Origin of the sequence: Nitrincola salilacus (genome assembly GCF_046271865.1) — a bacterium.
Lineage (GTDB): Bacteria > Pseudomonadota > Gammaproteobacteria > Pseudomonadales > Balneatricaceae > Nitrincola > Nitrincola salilacus.
Genome location: NZ_CP176580.1, coordinates 2,190,420 through 2,209,778, shown reverse-complemented (window position 1 = coordinate 2,209,778; position 19,359 = coordinate 2,190,420). Strand labels below are relative to the sequence as shown.

Annotated in this window: 14 protein-coding genes; 5 read left to right on the top strand and 9 right to left on the bottom strand. The window is 51.7% G+C overall.

Annotated features, from left to right (window positions below; translation table 11 throughout):
• Nucleotide 1: 1 nt before the first annotated feature.
• The 4 genes from ACK3CJ_RS10490 to ACK3CJ_RS10475 all read right to left on the bottom strand — a co-directional run bounded on the left by ACK3CJ_RS10490 (nucleotide 2) and on the right by ACK3CJ_RS10475 (nucleotide 5,818).
• Nucleotides 2–2,986 (bottom strand): type VI secretion system Vgr family protein, encoded by a 2,985-nt coding sequence (locus tag ACK3CJ_RS10490; RefSeq protein ID WP_409526352.1) that lies wholly within the window; start codon nucleotides 2,984–2,986, stop codon nucleotides 2–4.
• A gap of 339 nt (nucleotides 2,987–3,325) precedes the next feature.
• Nucleotides 3,326–3,787 carry a very short patch repair endonuclease gene (locus ACK3CJ_RS10485; RefSeq protein WP_409526351.1) on the bottom strand — a complete coding sequence of 154 codons (462 nt, stop codon included), beginning with the start codon at nucleotides 3,785–3,787 and terminating at the stop codon, nucleotides 3,326–3,328.
• 122 nt (nucleotides 3,788–3,909) lie between these two features.
• The gene (gene dcm / locus ACK3CJ_RS10480; RefSeq protein WP_409526350.1) at nucleotides 3,910–5,340 is read right to left on the bottom strand and encodes a DNA (cytosine-5-)-methyltransferase; all 1,431 of its coding nucleotides are present in this window, start codon (nucleotides 5,338–5,340) and stop codon (nucleotides 3,910–3,912) included.
• Between the two features lie 88 nt (nucleotides 5,341–5,428).
• Nucleotides 5,429–5,818, bottom strand: a complete 390-nt coding sequence (locus tag ACK3CJ_RS10475) for a hypothetical protein (protein ID WP_409526349.1) — start codon at nucleotides 5,816–5,818, stop codon at nucleotides 5,429–5,431.
• A 392-nt stretch (nucleotides 5,819–6,210) separates the two neighbouring features.
• Here ACK3CJ_RS10475 and ACK3CJ_RS10470 point away from each other — a divergent pair, with 392 nt between their 5' ends.
• Together ACK3CJ_RS10470 and ACK3CJ_RS10465 are read left to right on the top strand one after the other, a co-directional pair.
• Entirely contained in the window at nucleotides 6,211–7,515 is a 1,305-nt protein-coding gene (locus ACK3CJ_RS10470) for an IS1380 family transposase (protein WP_409524194.1), read from the top strand.
• A gap of 206 nt (nucleotides 7,516–7,721) precedes the next feature.
• On the top strand, nucleotides 7,722–8,972 hold the full coding sequence (locus ACK3CJ_RS10465) for a type II restriction endonuclease (protein ID WP_409526348.1): 1,251 nt from the start codon (nucleotides 7,722–7,724) through the stop codon (nucleotides 8,970–8,972).
• Nucleotides 8,973–9,024: 52 nt separating this feature from the next.
• Here the strand turns inward: ACK3CJ_RS10465 and ACK3CJ_RS10460 are convergent, their stop codons facing one another.
• Both ACK3CJ_RS10460 and ACK3CJ_RS10455 read right to left on the bottom strand, forming a co-directional pair.
• Nucleotides 9,025–10,233: an IS256 family transposase gene (locus tag ACK3CJ_RS10460; RefSeq protein ID WP_409522710.1), complete on the bottom strand. Its 1,209-nt coding sequence runs from the start codon at nucleotides 10,231–10,233 to the stop codon at nucleotides 9,025–9,027.
• A gap of 89 nt (nucleotides 10,234–10,322) precedes the next feature.
• Nucleotides 10,323–10,631, bottom strand: coding sequence for a hypothetical protein (locus ACK3CJ_RS10455; RefSeq protein ID WP_409526347.1), 309 nt, complete (start codon nucleotides 10,629–10,631; stop codon nucleotides 10,323–10,325).
• A gap of 230 nt (nucleotides 10,632–10,861) precedes the next feature.
• On the opposite strand from ACK3CJ_RS10455, the gene ACK3CJ_RS10450 reads away from it, so the two are divergent.
• Complete coding sequence (locus ACK3CJ_RS10450) at nucleotides 10,862–12,646, top strand: autotransporter domain-containing protein (protein WP_409526346.1); 1,785 nt, start codon at nucleotides 10,862–10,864, stop codon at nucleotides 12,644–12,646.
• 54 nt (nucleotides 12,647–12,700) lie between these two features.
• On the opposite strand, the gene ACK3CJ_RS10445 is transcribed toward ACK3CJ_RS10450, so the two are convergent.
• Together ACK3CJ_RS10445 and ACK3CJ_RS10440 are read right to left on the bottom strand one after the other, a co-directional pair.
• Nucleotides 12,701–13,555 (bottom strand): DMT family transporter, encoded by an 855-nt coding sequence (locus ACK3CJ_RS10445; RefSeq protein WP_409526345.1) that lies wholly within the window; start codon nucleotides 13,553–13,555, stop codon nucleotides 12,701–12,703.
• 12 nt (nucleotides 13,556–13,567) lie between these two features.
• Nucleotides 13,568–16,477 (bottom strand): insulinase family protein, encoded by a 2,910-nt coding sequence (locus ACK3CJ_RS10440; RefSeq protein WP_409526344.1) that lies wholly within the window; start codon nucleotides 16,475–16,477, stop codon nucleotides 13,568–13,570.
• A 148-nt stretch (nucleotides 16,478–16,625) separates the two neighbouring features.
• Here ACK3CJ_RS10440 and ACK3CJ_RS10435 point away from each other — a divergent pair, with 148 nt between their 5' ends.
• Entirely contained in the window at nucleotides 16,626–17,222 is a 597-nt protein-coding gene (locus ACK3CJ_RS10435) for a Pycsar system effector family protein (protein ID WP_409526343.1), read from the top strand.
• 199 nt (nucleotides 17,223–17,421) lie between these two features.
• On the top strand, nucleotides 17,422–17,979 hold the full coding sequence (locus tag ACK3CJ_RS10430) for a phasin family protein (RefSeq protein WP_409526342.1): 558 nt from the start codon (nucleotides 17,422–17,424) through the stop codon (nucleotides 17,977–17,979).
• Nucleotides 17,980–18,082: 103 nt separating this feature from the next.
• Here the strand turns inward: ACK3CJ_RS10430 and ACK3CJ_RS10425 are convergent, their stop codons facing one another.
• Nucleotides 18,083–19,297, bottom strand: a complete 1,215-nt coding sequence (locus ACK3CJ_RS10425; RefSeq protein WP_409526341.1) for a UbiH/UbiF/VisC/COQ6 family ubiquinone biosynthesis hydroxylase — start codon at nucleotides 19,295–19,297, stop codon at nucleotides 18,083–18,085.
• Between the last annotated feature and the right edge of the window lie 62 nt (nucleotides 19,298–19,359).

The following is a 19,359-nucleotide window of genomic DNA, read 5'->3' as shown; positions in this document are numbered from 1 at the left end:
CTTATTGTCCATATCTGACAGTTACCACCTTGCCCTGCGCGTTCACTACAACCGAAACATTATTTGCCTCATCATAGTGAATTGTAGTCCCTAAGCGGCTGGCCCTTGATGAACCAGTATCAATTGTATTTCGCACAACTTCTGGCATGATACCGCGATCTTGCATACGATCAATTGAGTGACCTGAATAATCCCGCCCATTAATGTTAGTTGACACATTTCGGACAGGTTGATAACTAGGATTCTCTGGCTGATTCATCTGTAATCGCCTACTACCAAGCGGCGATGTAGCCCCAGATGAAGCACTTGGACTACTTGGAACAACACTACCACTTCGCGCCGTAGTCTTGGCAAGATCCCCCACACTCCCAGCAGTCTTTGCAGCCGGAATAGGCAAGATAGAAAAGAAACGGTCTGCCCGGTTCGTGTAGCCCTGATTTTCCTTTGTCAAAGGATTGATCCCAGTGTAACGCTCATCACCAAAGGTGTTGCGCCACAGATCTGCAGCATTCGTTGCAAGATCTCCGAACAGGAAATTACTGACTTGCCCCTCGACGGTATCACGAAAGTAATTATCCGCAGGAGGAGCGATGATACCAACATCCGGTCCACGAAGCTCTTGGGGTGAGATAATGTCACTCGCTCGCTGCCCCACACTTGAACTGCCCTCTCCTCCCTCTGTCGTCAGGAAAGTTGGAATAGGTATTCCTGAATCTGAACCAGCACTTGCAGGGTTGAAAGGACTGATGTTTAAGTGGGTTTCAGGTGCGCTTGTTGCCACAGTAGTTTTAATGAGGGAGGACGATTGCACAGGAGAGCCAGTTGTAGGAGACGTCGGTATCAGCGACGCCTCTTCCGGCTCATCCGGCCCCTCAGTACTCGCAGCCGAGGCTACACTCCCGTTGATGTTGACCACGCGACCATCGATATTGATGCGCTTGCCGCCCAGCAGGTTTGCATTGGGGCTGTCGATGTAGATGGCATTGGTGGTCATGACGATCTTGGAGTCGCCACACATCATTTCGATTCTCTCACCGACATCAATGCTCAGCGTTTTGCCGACTTTAAGGCTGTCTTTGCCTCCCACTTTCTGAATGCGCGACAAACCCACCAGACTTTGTTGCATGCCACCCACGGTGAGGGTTTCGTTCAGGCCCACCGCCTGGAAACGCATCAAGCCGACGCTTTTCATCTCGGTCTGGCCGACGCTATGGGTCAGGTTTTTGGCGATGGAGACCTTTTCGTTGCCGCCAACGGTTTCCTTGCGGTTGTTAACGATGCTGATGGTTTCGTTGTTGCCGACATCTTCGGTGCGGTCATTGCCGATGCTGATGGTTTCATTGTTATCCACCCGCTCGGTACGGTCACGTTTGATGTGTACGGTTTCATCACGGTCGATGGTTTTCTCACGATCCCGGCCCACCCAGTGGGTCTCGTCGTTTTCAACTTCGATATCCTGATTCTTTTCCGCATGGATAAAGAGCTGCTCTTCACCCATCTTGTCTTCAAAGCGGATCCAGTTGGCATTCTCAGCGGTACCCTCTTTACTGGAACGGGTGAGGATACCACTCTGGGTTTTATTTGCCGGCAGGCCCCACGGAGGCATCTGCTCGGCATTGTAGACGCGACCGGTGATGATCGGGCGATCGGGGTTGCCATCGTAGAAGTCGACGATCACTTCCTGGCCGATACGCGGGATGTAGATCGAGCCCCAGTTTTTTCCCGCCCACTGGTGGCTGACACGCACCCAGCAGGAGCTGTTTTCGTTGTGTTGGCCGTAGCGATCCCAGGGGAACTGGACTTTGACGCGGCCATATTCATCGGTGTAGATCTCTTCTCCCGCTGGCCCCACGATCACGGCGTGTTGCGGGCCAAGCATCTTCGGCCAGCCGGTTTTCAGCGGTGGGCGATACACGCGAGAGGCGGGCATACAGACAAAGCGGTTTTCGTAGCCACGGGTCTCTTCATCCCGGCTGGTGTAGCTGTAGTCGGAGGCGTCATGCTGAATGCTGATCAGCAGGTAGGTGTTCAGCTCGCCCGGAGTGTCGTCATGTCGGGTAAGATCAAAGGTGTGGCCGGTACGGAAAGTGCGACAGATGCCTTTGCCCAGCACGTGATCATGCAGCGCTTCGTCGTGCTCGATACGCAGTTTGGTCAGGTTCTCACCGAAGCCTTTGTTGTCGTAGCGTCCGGGGTAGAGGTAGTGTTCATAGCGGGTCACGCCCGGCACTTCCATCGAGGCCGGTACACCGGTCAGCATATGATCAGGTGGCTTTTTGAAGTCATAGTCGCGCTTGGCATAGCGACCGGTACGAAACGCGTGCTGGTGTGACCAGCTGTGAATATGGTGCGGGCTCAGCGAGCCGGTGCGATAGCTGACCTGGTTTTCTTCACAGGTTTCAGGGGCGCTGCTGTGATCTGCCAGCACCAGGATATGCTGACCTTCGCTGTGTTTGAAGAAGTAGTAAATGCCTTCTTCTTCAAACAGGCGGGATAAGAAGGTGAAGTCGCTTTCCTGATACTGAACGCAATACTCTCTGACCGGATGCTGGCCGATCAGGCGGAACTCAAAATCCGTGAAGCCGTTCGCCGCAAACACCTCGCTGGCGATCTGGCGGATATCCTTGTGCTGGAAGACTTTGGAGTCGCTGGTCTGGGTCAGGAACCAGAGCCAGGGCACCACTTCAGCCGAGTAACAGCGCAGGTCGTGCAGTTGGCTGCCATCGCCCCGAAACTGTCGAACATAGCCGTTGATCACCGTGTGGGAATCGGTTTTGAGGCCCTGATCATCCGCTTTCATCAGTTTGAGGGTGACGTTCTTACCCACGATCTCTGCGGGAGCGATCGTCTCACGGAGCGAGTACATCTCTATCTCAAATGAGAACAGGCTCGAGATCGCTTCTTCACCCTCAAGGCGGGTCAGCAGCAGCGTGTCTTTGCCCAGGGGGCTGTCGATGGATAGCAGGCGGGGTTGTTGAGAAAACATCACTGCACCCTGAGTGCTTCAGGATGTCTGATATTGGCTACTGATTTAAAGACATAGGTGTGACGTCGAAAGTGCATCGCATTTCATCCCTGATGGTGTAACAAATCCTTTTTTGCAGCCGGTTATGAGACGTCAAATGACGGGCTCAAATATCGTGCTGCTCTCATGCCGCCCTGTTGGTACCTTTTCGATTTACTGCACTCGCATACCCGCGTGCAAGTACGACCTTTTGGAGATCGAGATAATCGAAGGGGCGAATTTATGTGATTGAGACACTATGTGTCAAGCTGAAACCTGACATCTAGCGTTTGGGGTAATATAAATTCAGCCCCAGCACACCTAAGAACGCTGCCTTGGTGGTAACGCTGGCCACTCCATAGACAATTCGTTTCCATTGATAAGAGATGATAATTCATGCATTTCATGATGCAGGCATTTCATCCCACACTCCCAGATAACAAGAACACGCCACCCCTCAGCCAACAATTGCTCTTTGACCTTTCTATCGCGTTCAATATTCTGGGAAAATTTCTGGTTCCAGAAATCAGCTCTTGTTACTGGTGTGCTGGTATAAAAGCAGTCAGCATGACGATGCCAGAAACAGCCATGCACAAATATAGCTAAACGATACTTTTTCAGTACCAGATCTGGTTTCCCGGGTAACCTTGAAGATTGGAGACGAAACCTGAATCCACAGGAATGAAGAAAGCGACGAACCTGAACTTCAGGCTTCGTATCTTTACCTCGGATCGCTGACATGTTTCTGGATCGGGTCGAACTGACATGTTGACGCTCAATCATACAGACCAACCTGTTGATTATTTGCAACCATCACAGCAATTACATTACCTCTCTTCCCACCCCATACCCAGCTCTGCTCTGAGCTGCTAACAACAAGCAAAGCAGAGCTGAAATATGGGTGATTAGAGTGGAATAGGGATCTGGTGCTGTTCACATACTGAAACTGACGACTGAGTCGGTGCTTCAGGTATACGATCTTTCAGCAATCTAGCCACTGCAGCAAACACCGGAACCACCACCGAATTACCAAACTGACGATAAGCCTGTGTATCAGACACAGGAATAATCATCTTGTTTTCACCAACTTTTTCAAAACCCATCAAACGTGCACACTCCCTTGGCGTTAGCCTGCGAGGCCTGTTTCTGATGTTTTCCGCTGAGTGAAAGTCACTTGCAGGGTTAAATCCCCTGTCAACCAGGATCTCAGAGCCATCCTTGTGATATCTGGCAGATAGCGTTCTCGCAACATCATCAGGACCAGTCAAGCTAAAACCAAAGCCGTTTCCTTTGGCACGATGCTTTTCAGCGTATCTGTACAGATACTCCCAAAGCTTTGGTGTGAGGATATATTTTTCATCAACATCAGGGTCCAGAATATCACCAAAACTGATACGTTTTTCCGGATAAAACTGATCAACATCCTTAAGGGTGAATCCTTGATGGATATCTCTCTCCCGCCTGAATCCGACAAGGACTATTCGCTCACGGTGTTGAGGAACAAAATTTCTGGCATCAATGACTTTAGGATCACCTTTTTTTGATGTAACCATGTCGGCCACTTCATAGCCAAGCTCATCAAGGGCATCGCAGATGACACGAAAGGTTTTCCCTTTATCATGACTCTTCAGATTTTTGACATTTTCCAGCAGAAAAACAGCTGGCTTCTTCGCAGCAATGATCCGCGCAACATCAAAAAACAAAGTTCCTTGCGTGTCACACTCAAACCCATGCTTACGGCCAAGTGAGTTCTTTTTCGACACGCCCGCAAGTGAAAAAGGTTGGCATGGGAAGCCTGCCAGCAACACCTCATGATCAGGGATAACGTGATTAATATGCTCATACGCCTGCTCATCGGTTACAAGCGGATTACAGGATAGAGTGACATCCCGAATGTCATGGTTGAATACATGCTCTTCGGGATCACAATAGTGATTGGCAAGATAAGTACGACGCGCATTTTTATCCCACTCTGAAGTAAAAACGCATTTGCCACCTATCTGCTCAAACCCAATTCGAATCCCGCCGATCCCTGCAAACAGGTCGATGAAGCGAAACGCTGGATTATCGTAATGTTCGGGTCTTCCCGGCAGAAGCTCCTTCAATGCATTGTACTCGGTGAAAGATATGCGAGGTAATGCTTTTCCTTTTAAGGCGCGGTTGATTGTCTCTCGTGTCCAGCGACCATTTGATACATTGCCCAGTACCTCCGCTATATACTTCTGGTCATAGATTTCAGAGACTCTACGCAGTAGCTGCATCTCTTGATTGATCGCTGTTAGATTCTGATCTGGTAAAAAGCTATTCATGAGGTTCAGCTGTGCCATTGTGTTCATGATGCATGCTCTCTGGGTCAAATTAGTGATCAGGAGTCACACAGAAAGATCGATTTTCAGTGAAAACTCCGCTTACATGCAAGCTTTTTTATGACTGCAGTTTCAGATTTTCACTGGCATCACCACTATGGCCATTTCTCAGCCAATCGTTCAATGCATCAATGACCAGATTAGAGTGGTGACAAACTGCCCAGAAATCCCACTCTCGCCACTCCAGCAGAGAACCGACACGCGGACATGGGTGACCTTCTTCAAGAAGATACATATTCGAATCAACATAATCATGTGCATCAGAAAGCGAGCCGAGATCAGCAGGCAAGACTCCACGACGAATGTCTTCCTCTATCCAGAGCTGCGCCACCTTTGTTCTGTAAATAACAACATTTTCAGGAGTTATAACGAGAGGATCTGGGGGGGCCACTTTCGAGGAAATTTGCCTGAGCACATCCTTGTCATCCAATACCGATAAATTTTCCATAATTCACCTCTGGGTTAAGTAAGTGATGATACATCACACTTTAATCAAATATAGTCACACATGATACACAAATCAAGACATAGCTGTATTTATATACAGTTTTTATCACGAGTACTACTGATACGCAAACTCACCTAGCCCGATTGACTTGATCCAGATCGGAAGTAGTTACTGTCTACGTGTCTGGTACACATCATAGATGTTGAACATCGTTGATAATCGGACTTACACTATGAAAGAAACTGATGATATTCATTTGGAGATACAGGGATGTTTGAAACCTGATTCCGTGACTTCGCAGTCACATATAATGCCTCACCCCCTGCAATCACAAGGCTTCCAGCGTTAAAATAGCCACTGATTTCCATTCACCCAGTCAGTGGTGTCAGCCCATGCGCAAATTCAAGATTGAACAGTCCAAAACAGACGTGATCACCCCACATGGAGGCCTGGCATTAGTAGGGCATTGCCTGAACCATCTGACGACACTGCACAAGACATCTCGCAGCATCGTCAAACGTCATGGTATTGCCAACATGGATCTTATCCGGACCTACCTTGGCCTCATCTGCCTGGGTAAAAGTGACTTTGAGGCCGTTGAGCAGACACGCCATGACCCCTATTTCACGGCGGCGATGGGGGTCAAACAATCACCCTCTTCAGCACGATTGCGTCAGCGATTCGATGAAGACGCTCCAGCCCTGATCCCCCTGCTGGATGCTGCCAGTGTCGAGTTCATGCAGAACGCCACCGTACCTCTGACCGGACTATCGACAGGCCACATCCCGCTGGATATGGATGTTTTTCCCATGGATAACAGTCAAACCCAGAAGGAAGGCGTGTCCTATACCTATAAGGGTTATGACGGCTATGCGCCGATAGCCGCCTATCTTGGTCAGGAAGGCTGGTGTCTGGGATGCGAGCTCCGCACAGGCAGTCAACATGCCAATCATGAGTTTATTCAGGTTCTGGAGCGCATCATTCCCCGAGCCCGGCAATTGACCGATCAGCCTCTGTTGGTACGGCTCGACAGTGCTCATGATGCCGCTGAGAATCGCACGTGGTTCAAGCAACACAACATTGACTTCCTGATCAAATGGAACCCCCGTCAGCAGGATCTCTGGCAGTGGTACGATGAGGCCAATGCAAAGGCCCAGTGGCAACATCGTCGGGCGGGCAAGATGGACGCCGTGTTCTCTCAATTACTGGATGATGCTGACAAAACCCGTCGTGTCATCAAGGTCACCGTCCGTCAGTGTGATGCCAAAGGGCAGATGTTTCTGGAGCCTCAGATTAGTATTGAAGGCTGGCTTACCTCGTTGTCTTCGGATCAGGCTGACGATGCCACCATTATCAGGCTGTATCAGGATCATGCCACCAGTGAGCAGTACCATAGTGAGTTCAAAACCGATCTGGACCTGGAGCGTCTGCCATCCGGCAAGTTCGATACCAATGACCTGGTGATGGCCTTTGCCGTATTGGGTTACAACATCCTGCGCTGGATAGGGTTGCGGGGCCTGATGCAGCAGGACTCGCCTGTGCGCCATAAGGCCAAACGCCGCCGTCTGAAAACCGTGATGCAGGAACTGATGTACATGGCTTGCCGACTGCTTCGCAGCGGACGACAACTCATACTTCGGTTTGGTCAGCACTGTCCGGGGTACCAGGCCTTCCACCGGGTGTATACTGCCATTTGACTGATCTGATACAGCGGAAACTAATCACAGGGTCTTCGACCAGAACAGGTTGTGTCCAGGTCATCAGAGTCGATCAAAAAACACACAGTGAATGACTCACCACTGCTGGTGACGGTCATCGTATGAGTACGGACAGACGATCTGTCAGGGTAAGATCTGTTGTTAAAGAGCAATTTTAGCAGTGACGACTATCCGTTCAGGTTGGGGTGGGTGGAGTCACTGATTCAGGTGAAAAACTAACAGATGTGTTTTCAGCGGCCGCACTCAAATATCTTACTGCAGTCGATGCCAGTCCTGAAAAGTCCAATCAACACGAGATCGGCGGCCTTGTCAGACCCAGTGGGTTTGGCAATGCGCTCGGCATGCCTGATGACGGATCCAAGCAGTATTTTCATACTGTAATGATGTATCTTGATGACTTCAGCGATGAACCAATTATCTGCGAGGATAAAGTTTCCTGGTATGACACACGCTATGATGATCCCACGCGATCACCAGAGTGGCGACTTTATTACCCCGGTAATGAAGTAACCGACAGGTTTCAGTCTTCTGATATGATGCTGATTGCACTGACATATGACAGAACTCTACTGATGATGTTTTGCCCACAGAGCAGTCAGGCTGAACTACAGCTCAGAGCTCTTTTTGGTGCCAGTGAAAGAACTGCGGATGAGAAATTCCGCAAAGTTCATATTGAGACCTCATCCATTGCAGCTCCCATCAGACTGATGCTGGCTCGGTACGGTATAGAGCTTGATATACGCAAGCAAGGTGATGATGTACTACTTGATCAGTTGATTTCAAAGTTTGGCAATAAATTTCCATCGACAAAAGAATTCTCCGCTTTCGCTCGCGCGTTACGTAATACAGATGTCTCAATAGAAGATGATCCAGACTCTGCACTACTGCAATGGATGAATGATGAAGAGCATATCTTTCGACTGCTTGAGAGAGCTATTGTACAGAAGCAGCTTGAAAAAGGATTTGGAGAAAGTGGGGTCGATGTAGATGAGTTCATCAAAATATCACTCAGCATCCAGAATCGCAGAAAGTCCAGAGTCGGCCATGCCTTTGAAAACCACATAGAAGAGATACTGCGCCAGAATAGAGTCAGATATGAGCGTGGGGTACATACCGAGGGAAAACAGAAGCCTGACTTCCTGTTCCCAAGCCAAGTAGCGTATCTTGACCCTCAGTATCCCGAATCTGAATTACAGATGCTAGGTGCAAAAACGACCTGTAAAGAGCGTTGGAGACAAATTCTTGCCGAAGCAAACAGAATAGCTCAAAAACACCTGATTACCCTCGAACCCTCTGTTTCCTCTGATCAGACAGACGAAATGAAGGAAAAAGGACTGCAATTAGTTGTACCTGTGCCAATTCAATCAACATACAAGCACGAACAGCAAGAATGGTTAATCTCATTCAAACAATTTATTGAAGGGCTTCCCAGATGAACACTTTTTCATAAAACAAGAGGGTGTAAATAATTCTGTGTAACCGCCGGGGTTATACGTAGTCGCTAATGCGATCCTCGAACTCGATCATAAACCGGTTCAGTGCGGCCTTCCAGTTTCTGATTGGCATCGTCCACTTTTTCGACGCATCCATGATCGCGAGATAGACCACTTTTCGCGCGGAGTCGTCTGTCGGGAATAGCTTCCGCTTCTTGATTGCCTTGCGGATAACACTGTTCAGGGACTCGATGGCGTTGGTCGTGTAGATAGCCTTCCGGATGTCCTGCGGGTAGCGGAACAGCGTGTTCAGATTGGGCCAGTGGTTGCGCCAGGAGCGGCTGATATGAGGGTATTTTTCGTCCCAGCGCTCCGCGAACTCGTCCAACGCCTGCAGCGCCTCTTCTTCCGTGGCCGACTGGTAAATGCGCTTCAGGTCGGCGGTCACTGCCTTGTAGTCTTTCCAGGGCACGTACTTCATTGAATTGCGAACCATGTGAACAATGCAGAGCTGAACCTGGGCCTGCGGGTACGCCGCATTGATGGCGTCAGGGAAGCCCTTGAGTCCATCCACGCAGGCGATGAGAATGTCCTTCACGCCGCGATTCTGGAGCTCTGTGAGGACGCCGAGCCAGAACTTGGCACCCTCGTTCTCCGAGAGCCACATGCCCAGCAGCTCCTTGTGGCCTTCGAGATTCACGCCCAGGGCCAAGTAGATGGCTTTGTTGATTACCTGCTTGTCTTGTCGGATTTTGACAACGATGCAGTCCAGGTAGACGATAGGATATACGGGGTCCAGTGGCCGCGACTGCCATTCGACTACGCGCTCAATGACGGCCTCGGTTACCTTGGAAATCAGGGTGGGTGAGATGTCGGCATCGTACATCTCCTTGAACGTGGCGACGATCTCCCGGGTGGTCATACCCTTCGCGTAAAGGCTGAGGATCTTGTCGTCCATCGAGGTGAAGCGGGTCTGGCCCTTCTTCACTAGCTGCGGCTCGAAGCTACCATCGCGATCACGAGGCGTGTTCAGCTCAAACTGGCCGTCTTCGGTCTTCAGGGTCTTGCTGGTGTGACCGTTGCGGCTGTTCGTATTGTCAGAGGGCTGATGGCGCTCGTAGCCCAGATGCTCATTGAGTTCGGCATTCAGCGCCGCCTCAACGGTGATCTTGGTCAGCATCTGGCTGAACTCGTTCAGATCCTTCTCAGTTTTGAGGCCCTTCGCAGCCTCGCGTGCGAAGGCTTCCAGCTCTTTCCTGTTCATCTTGTCTATCCTTACCCTGTCAGGGTTCTATGATAGACGGTTTACACAGTTTTATTTACAGGCTCTAAAACAACGGTTTGGGAGCCCCCTCACCGACTCCACTCCATCTTGGTAATCTTCCCCTGATACACATCGATAATCCAGGTACGGTTGTCATAATAATACTGAAACTGATGGCCCCACTTCTGCTCTGTGCGACACGAGGTACTAACAGGCTGGGTACAAACTTTGGCGCCGGATCTGTAAATTGGATGACCCAGATACTGAGCCAGCTTGGCAACTGGATCACCTGGTTTGATCAATGAGCCATCTTCTATTCGCATTGCGTGCGCATGGCTGATAGTTACAAAAAGCAGAATTCCGAGAATAAATAGTTTTGTTGAAGTCCGCATAGTCATACCTTTACTCCATAGCAGCTGAGAACAAATCCCTTACTCCGTTTCAGGTTTCTTTTTACTACTTTACCAATCCTGCCGCAACCCTGCCCCTTTTTGTCACCCAATTCAGCCGATATTGTCATTGCTCCTTGCCGCTTCAGGGGCGACAGTAGCTGTGACTTTTTCTCCTTCAACGACTGTTTAGCACAACGCTAAAAACAACTATCAACAACAATAACAATGGATGTCACATGCTGAAAAAAACCTTACTCCCGTTGGCAGCGGCCGTGATGTTGGCGCAGGGCGCGCAGGCCAGTAACTTTTCTGACACACTGTTCTTCGGCGATAGCCTGACCGATTCCGGTTCATTCGGCTTTCAGTTCACGACTAACCCCGGCCCTGTGTGGGCGCAGAACATTGCCGACAACTATGGCGTGGATCTATTGCCAGCCAATCAGGGTGGTACCAACTATGCTGAAGGCGGTGCCCGCCTCACCGGCTTGCCGGGTATTGGTGCCGGGCCTGCTTTAACGGCTACACCAGTGTTGCAGCAGGTACAGAGCTATCTGGCCAGCACCGGTGGCAAGGCTGATCCGAATGCGCTTTATGCGCTGTGGGCCGGTGCGAACGATATTTTCTGGCTGGCAGGTGGTAATGAGGCGGATATTCCGGCTTATGTCCGCAAGACCATCGGTGAGCATGTAACCGCTATCGGTATGCTGCGCGCAGCTGGTGCTCAGTATGTCGTGGTGCCACTGCTGCCTGATATTGGCCAGACACCTTTCGGCATGGCCCAGGGGCCTGAGGGAGCTGCAGGGCTGACTCAATTGACTCAGGGCTATAACAATAATCTGATGCTGGCGTTGCAAGTTCAGGGTATATCGGTGATCCCGGCTGATGTTTTCAGCCTGCTGCACGAAGCTCAGGCCGATCCTGCCGCCTATGGGTTCGATAATGTATCGGTGCCAGTCTGCGGCGCGACTCCCTCCCCCATGTGCATGACGGGTGTAAACTTCCCTGCAGGTCTGGAGAACACCTTCCTGTTTGCAGATGGAGTGCACCCGACCACTGGCGGGCACAAAGCAGTTTCCGATTATGTTCAGTCGTTGCTCGATGCTCCGGCATTCACCGCTCAGGCAGGTGTAGTCGCCTTGCAGGAGCAACGTGCCGTATCGATGGAGCTGGATCAGCAATCCCGTTCTGCGTTGTACAGCGATGGTGCTGAGTCACGTTTCTGGGCTTCTGGCTCGGCGGGTGATCAGTCACGTAACAGTGCTCAGGGTGCAGGTGGTTCACCCTATCGTGTGGGTGTTGGTATCGATAAGCGCGTCAGTGATGATGCGGTGCTTGGTTTTGCACTGCACCAAAGCTGGAACGCTGCCAGCCTCTCAAGCGGACGAGCAAAGCATGAGAGCACAGGACTCAGTGTCTATGGTGCACGCAGCGTTAATAACTGGCTGTTCAATGGCAGTATCAGTGTAGCCAAGGGTAGTTATGATCTGACGCGAGAGGTCAATATCGGCCCAGCTACGCGTCGCATGACAGCCAGCACCGATGGTTTCCAGTTGGGTGCTCAGGTAGCTGCTCAATATCGCTTCGAGGCGGATCGCATCACTCATGGCCCACTCTTCGGGCTTCGCTTTCAGCAGTTATCGATGGATAGCTATACCGAGCAGTCACCGGCTGGCTCATCAACAGCGCTACATGTAGATCCTGACTCCCAACGCGAAACCTCTGGCTTTGTCGGCTGGCATGCCAGTGCGGATTACGGTAGCGCACGCCCATATGCAAGCCTGGTGCTGGAAAGCCGCTTGAATACGCAGGACTCTGCAGCAACGGTTGCACTGGTGAATGTTCCGGGGCAACGCTTCAGCACCCCCGCAGGCAAACCGGATAAGCATTACGCTGCATTAACTCTGGGCAGTGATTTTGCGCTGAGTGAGAGTGTGCGTTTGGGTGTAAGCCTTAATCATCTGTTCGATAATGCGGACCTGGATGAGACCCGGGTCAGTTTGTCCGCATCCTTGTCTTTCTGATTTACAACACAAGGCTGCCGTCGAGTGCTATCAGCACTGCCGACGGCAGCCGCTTCAGATCTGTTTTGGTTTTCGCCTGACCAACGCCAACACGCCTGCAAAACAGATCAACAGCATTCCGCCCCAGGTCATCAGATTCAGGGTTTCATTCCAGATCAACCAGCCAGCCATCGCCGCAATCAGCACTGATGAATAGGTAAAGGGCGACAGGAATCCAGCAGGTGCTAACAGATAGGCTCGGCTCAGCAACAGTTGCGCCAGTGTTGAGCTGACAGCAAGACCTAACAGCCAGGGCAGATGAGCCAGTGTTGGCGTTACCCAGTTTAAGCCAGCAGGGATGGCAGCAAAGCAGGAGCCGAACAGCGCAAAGTAGAATACGATCCGTATAGCCGATTCGGTATCACCCATGCGGCGAATCACCACTTTGGCCAGAGATCCCAACATCGCCCCGCCCAGACCAACCAGCACCGCTATATTCAGCATCCCCTCCTGGGGTTGCAGTACGAGCAATACGCCACTGAAGCCAAGCAGAATGGCCCATTTCACCATGGGTGCGATCCGCTCACCCAGCCAGAAGAAAGCAAAGATCGGGATGAAGAAAGGTGCGGTTTGCTTTAATAGCGCCGCTTGCGCCAATGGCAGGTTTGCCCAGGCGTAAAACAGACAGCTCATGGCCGCCACACCCAGCAGAGCACGCACCAGATGTAATCTGATTCTGTCAGTTTTAAGTGTTGAGATCCCGGCATGAAAGATCAACGGCAGGAGCACAATCAGCCCAAGCAGATTACGCATCAGCACTATCACTTCAGTCGGCAGATCAGCACTGACCTGCCGGATGAAGATACCGCTGGATACCAGACAGAATTCGGAGGCGATGATCAACAACGCCCCCTTCAGCAGTGGGTTCAATGCATCTGCTCGTCAGATCTCGATGCGCTCATAAACATCCGGCAGGCTGGCAGCCGCCTTACTGTTGGTGATAATAGCCACGCTGGCAAGATCCTGCTTGAGCCAGGTGGCCGCAACACGTTTGAGATCATCAAGCGTGACCTGCAGGATCTGACTGCGAAACGCCTGACGCTGCTCTGGCGTGCGCCCGAACAGGCTGGAGTGGAAGGTCTGCTTCGCATCGCCGGCTGGTGAGCCGGGTTTGTCGATGGAACTGACCACACCCAGAATCGCTTCTTCCAGCTTGGCTGGATCATGGTCTGTCTGCTGAATCCACTGAGCCGCCTGTTCGAAATCCTTCAGCGTACCCTCGATCCGCGGATCACGGTAGGAGAAGAAACGGAACACGGCATCGCCACTGTCCTGACCGGCGCCCGCACCATAGGCACCGCCCTGCTCTCGGATCGCACGATGCAGGTAACCATTGCGCAGGAAATCACCCAGTACCGTCAAGGCGGCTGCATCCGGGTGTGCGCTGGTGACGGTCGGGAATGCCAGAGCACAGAAGTTGACCTGTGTACTGGTCAGCCACAGCTGTTGCACAGGCTCGCGCGTCAGCGACAGCGCCAGCGGCTCGAACTCTTCACTGACTGGCAGCGCTTCCCAGACCGAGGCCAGGCGCTCGGCATAGGCAGTTTTGTATTCTTCCTCTGCGACCATCAGGAACTGACGTGGTGCGGCAGCAACCTTCTGGTGCAGCGCCTGCAGGCGCTGAGCCAGTGCTTCCAGTGCGGCCGGATCATCTAACTGTTTGTCCAACTGTTTGGTGCTCCGCACCGCTTCCAGTCCTTTGGTAAGATGATTCAGGCGTGCGGCAGGGCTGAAGCCAGCGCAGGCAGCTGCCATCGCCAAGCCATGACCACGACCCGTGATGGAGCGTTCCTTGCGTGAACGCTGCTGCGCGACGATTTCACGGATACGTGGCAACTCATCAAAGCGCACTTTCTCCAGCGTTTCGGCCATCAGTTCAGAGAGCGCATCGCGGTTAACCGCCAGAGCCTTGCCCGACATGACCATATAGCCCGACACATCCTGCTCACTCTCCACAGTGCCACGCACCGTGAAGTAAGCTCCCAGTCCGCCGGTGATCTCGCTCTGATAGGCCTGATTCTCGCGGTAGTCGCGATCACCACAACCGAGCTCAGTCAGGCAGTAGGTATAGAGTGGCATCAACGTCTGTTCAGACTCGTCCAGATCCGGCAATGCAGAGATCATCTGCTGATAAACCAGACCGTTAGTGCCCGCCGAGTACCAGGTGGAGTTGAGCGAACCCGAAGTCAGTGTTTCAGCATTTGGCAGATGCAGTGCCAGCGGCACATCATCCAGGGTGACACGTGGCAGGATTGAGTCATCATCCACCTGCTGCTGACGCTGTTCCAGTGCCTGGGCCTGGCTGATTACGCCCTGTTTTTCTTCATCCGACATGGCAGCCTTCATCGCGGCCAGGCGCTGCGCTTCTGCTGCATCACGCAGGGTGCTGATCTGGTTATCTGGACGTAGTGTCAGGCGTACACGATGAGGATTATCCAGCAGCCAGGTGCGTACCAGTGACGGGATAAAATCAGGGTCCTGCACCGCTTCGCGCAACCTTTCAAGCGCCGGGTCGATATTCAATGCTGCGATCGGATCACCACGGTGAATGGCCGCCGGCATCGAGGCCAGTATCAATTGCAGACCAAAAGGATAACCATCGCCGGTAATTTCACGCTGGCTCAGTTCCAACTGATGCAGCTGTGCCTCGACCATACGCTGATCGACACCTTTCTCGGCGACCTGTTGCAGCGTCTCCAGCACCAACTGTTCAAACGCATCGGCCTTGTCTGTCTCGCTGCCTTCAATACCGCACATGAAACTCATCTCGCGGTTGGAGTCCTCCAAACCACACAGCGGTGACGGCGCACTGCCCAACCCACTGGATTCCAACGCAGACCGTAAAGGGGAGCTGGCGTTATCCAGCAGCACACGGCTGAGCAGATGCGCCTGCATCAGTTCATCGATATTGATCGAGTGTGGGAGCAACCATCCCAGGACATGATGGGTGTGACCGGCAAGTTCCTCTTCATCCAGCGCGTAGGCTTCTTCCACTTTCATCGGCGCAAAATAGCGTTTTTCGTCCGGCACGCTGAGCACCAGATCACTGCGTTCAAAACGAGACAGCGCCGCTTCATCGAAACGTGCTTGCAGTTCGGCAGCAGGTATATCACCAAACGTCATGAAGATGGCGTTGCTGGGATGATAATGGCTCTTGTAGAAAGCCAGTAGATCTTCATAGCTCAGATCGGGAATGCAGGCCGGTTCGCCACCACTGTTGTGATGGTAGGTGGTTTCCGGAAACAGGTGCTTGCTCAGGGTCTGCCACAAAGTCGAGACAGCAGAACTCATCGCCCCTTTCATCTCGTTATAGACTATGCCTTTGTAAACCAGATCCGACTCTGGATTATCTCGCTCTTCAAACTCCACACGATGGCCTTCCTGCGCGAAATCCAGCGGATCAAGGCGGGAGAAAAACGCCGCATCCAGATACACGTCGAGCAGGTTGAAAAAGTCCTTGCGGTTAAGACTCGCAAAGGGATAGGCAGTCCAGTCGCTGCTGGTGAAGGCATTCATGAAGGTGTTCAGTGAACGACGCGTCATCATGAAGAAGGGATCACGAACAGGGAAACGCTCACTGCCACACAGTGCGGTATGCTCCAGAATATGAGCGACACCTGATGAGTCCTCGGGCACAGTCCGAAACGCCACCAGAAACACATTCTCATCTCGGTCTGCTGCGATGTGGTAATGCTTCGCTCCCGTCACTTTATGCTCGAACTCATTCATTTCGACATTCAGGGAATGGATCTTCTGGCTACGCAGAAACGTGAAACTCGGGTATGCTTGCATATATCGATCTTACCTGTCTGAAAACGTTTGCGAAAAGATAGCATGATTGCGCAATGGCTGCATTTTTACTATATCTGATATACGCCGTTTGCTGATAAAACCGATTGGCAGATCAATCACACTTCTTCTGAAAAAGAGCCTCGAGGATATGGATAAAGACACTCGGGATAACCTTTCGTTCAGCAGCACCTCTTCACTCCTCCCTGAGAGCCTGTTGAATACGCTGATCAACAGTGAGGGACGCTTGCAGGTTGAGGTGGGAAACACGCATATCTCGACCAAGATGCAGTTTGCCTACAATCAACTGCAGTACCTGAGCAACTCAACACGTTTTGCTGATATCAAGGCTGCGGCCTTGGCCGGTGTGATCGGTACGCTGATTGGAATTCTGGTGAATGAGGTTTCAAGTGGGCGCTTCGCAGTTAATGTCCTGTTGATTCTGGCAGGCGGCCTTTTGGTTGTTGGGCTTGTTATGGCACTGGATGTGGTGTTTCCACGACGCGTTGCCAGGCAGCAAAAAGGGATTCTCTATTGGGAGGCGGTTCAGTGCCATAGTGCCGAGGAGTATCTGGAACTGATGGTCAGTATGCCTCGGTCGGAGCTGCTGGAAAAAATACTTCACCACAACTACTTGCTGTCTGGCATTGTGACGAGCAAGTACCGTATGTTGCACCGCGCCTTCATGACATCGGCAGCCGGACTTGTCTGTCTGCTTCTGGCTTATATTCTGAATATGCTCACCTGATTGTAACCCCTGTCATAACAACGCAATACCATTGTGACATGTTGTGTATGCAGCAGGTCGGCTATTGATTTCTATCTTTTTGTGCAATGCAGCATAAATCGCTTGACAGTCTATTTTTTAACCGACTATAGTGTACACATTGGTGCACTGCACAAAACTATTTTAAGACACAACCTCATTGCCCTGTAGGAGAGATTCCATGACTGACCCAATTAAAGATTTTCAGGAAGCCCTGAAGCCTGTTACTGAAATGTCTGAAAACCTGTTGAAAGACATGGAAGAGAAATTTCAGCCTGTTAAAGAAAAGATGCAGCCTGCTCTGGATATGGCTGAGATCAACAAGACTGCTGCTGAGCGTCTGATTGCTCTGCAGACTGAATATGTTTCTGACTTCGTCAACTCCAGCCTGGCTCAGTTGAAAGCCCTGACTGAAGTACGCGAGCCTCAGGATGCTCTGAAACTGCAGGTTGAGTTCTTCAAGACTCTGGACGCCAAATTTACTGATGTCGCTGAAAAAGAGCTGGCCGTTCTGAGCGGTGCTAAAGATCAGTTGACTGACCTGATTGAAAAAAGTTTTGCAGAGCTGGGCGATGCGCCTTTCCTGTCTGAGCTGAGCAAAATGGATATCGGCAAGTTTGACATGAGCAAGTTCGACATGACCAACTTCATCCCAGGCGCTGAAGCTAAAAAGCCTGCAGCTGCCAAGCCTGCAACTGCTCGTAAAGCAGCTCCTGTAAAATCTACACCTGCTGCCTGATTTATCAGGTTTTGCAAAAAAAGGCCGCTATGCGGCCTTTTTTATTTGCTTACTATTACAGTGCTTACTATTTACAGTGCTTACTATTTACAGTGCTTACTATTTACGGTGCTTTGGCCAATGCCGGTAACGGCCCTTCGAGCCCCATCGCCAGCTTGATAACATGAGGCTTGGCTATCGGCAGTTTGTCCGCCACTGCAAGGCCCGCATTGCGTAACCATTTGACCGGCAGTATATCGTTACTGAATACCCGGTAGAAAAGATCCATCGCCTGCATCATCAGCAGATTATGGTTACGGCGTTCCTGCTCATAACGCTGCAGGCAGCTCTTGAGATAAAAAGATTTCTCATCAGCTGGAAGATCCAGCAACACACCCGCCAGTGATGCCGCATCCAGAAATCCTATATTCACGCCCTGCCCGGCCAGTGGGTGGATCATATGTGCCGCATCTCCCACCAGCACCACACCATCCGCCACATACTGCTGAGCATGCTGACGCCTCAGTGGAAAATATCCACGCTCCAGCAATTGATCCACCGTACCCAGGCAATCGGGAAACTCATTATGCACCGCTTGCAGAAACGCTTCATCCGACAAAGCCATCAAACGCTTGGTGTTATCCGGTGTGTTGTACCAGACCAGCGATGCGTTCTGCCCAGACAGCGGCAGAAACGCCAGTGGCCCGGTCGGGGTGAACTGCTGCCAGGTGATATCCTGCTGAGGATAGGTCGTCTTCACCGATGCTACCAGTGCGTACTGATCATAATCCCATTTGGTGACACCAATACCGGCAGCAGAACGCACGCGCGATTCACCGCCATCGGCAGCGATCAGCAGTCTTGCCAGCAGCTCTCGCCCATCGGAAAGGCGCACCAGGCTGGAGCCGGGTGAGAAATCGATAGACTCGGTCACTGCAGGACAGATCAGATCGATATTATCAAAGGTTTTCAGACGCTCCAGCAGCGCCAGTTGCACCACTCGGTTTTCGACAATATTGCCCAGATAGGGCTGATCGATCGTGGCCGAGTTGAACTCTGTTGCCGCGTGCTCTGCATCACTCTCCCAGACTTTCATGCGCTGGTAGGGACAGACGCGCCGGGAGGTGATCCCCTCCCAGACACCGATATTGCGCAGCAGATTCTCAGAGGCCAGGCTGAGCGCCGAGACTCTGAGATCGTGCGGCTGATCCGGCTCGAAGGCTGCCGGGTATTGCTGTTCCAGCACCGCTATCGAGTAGTGGCTGTTACCCAGAGCGCAGGCAATGGCCGCTCCGACCATGCCACCACCCACAATAACCAGATCATAGTGCGCTTGCATACTTCGCTCCCTCGGCCGTCAGGCAGATTGAATGGCTTCGGTTTCCGCTTCCACTTCGGGCA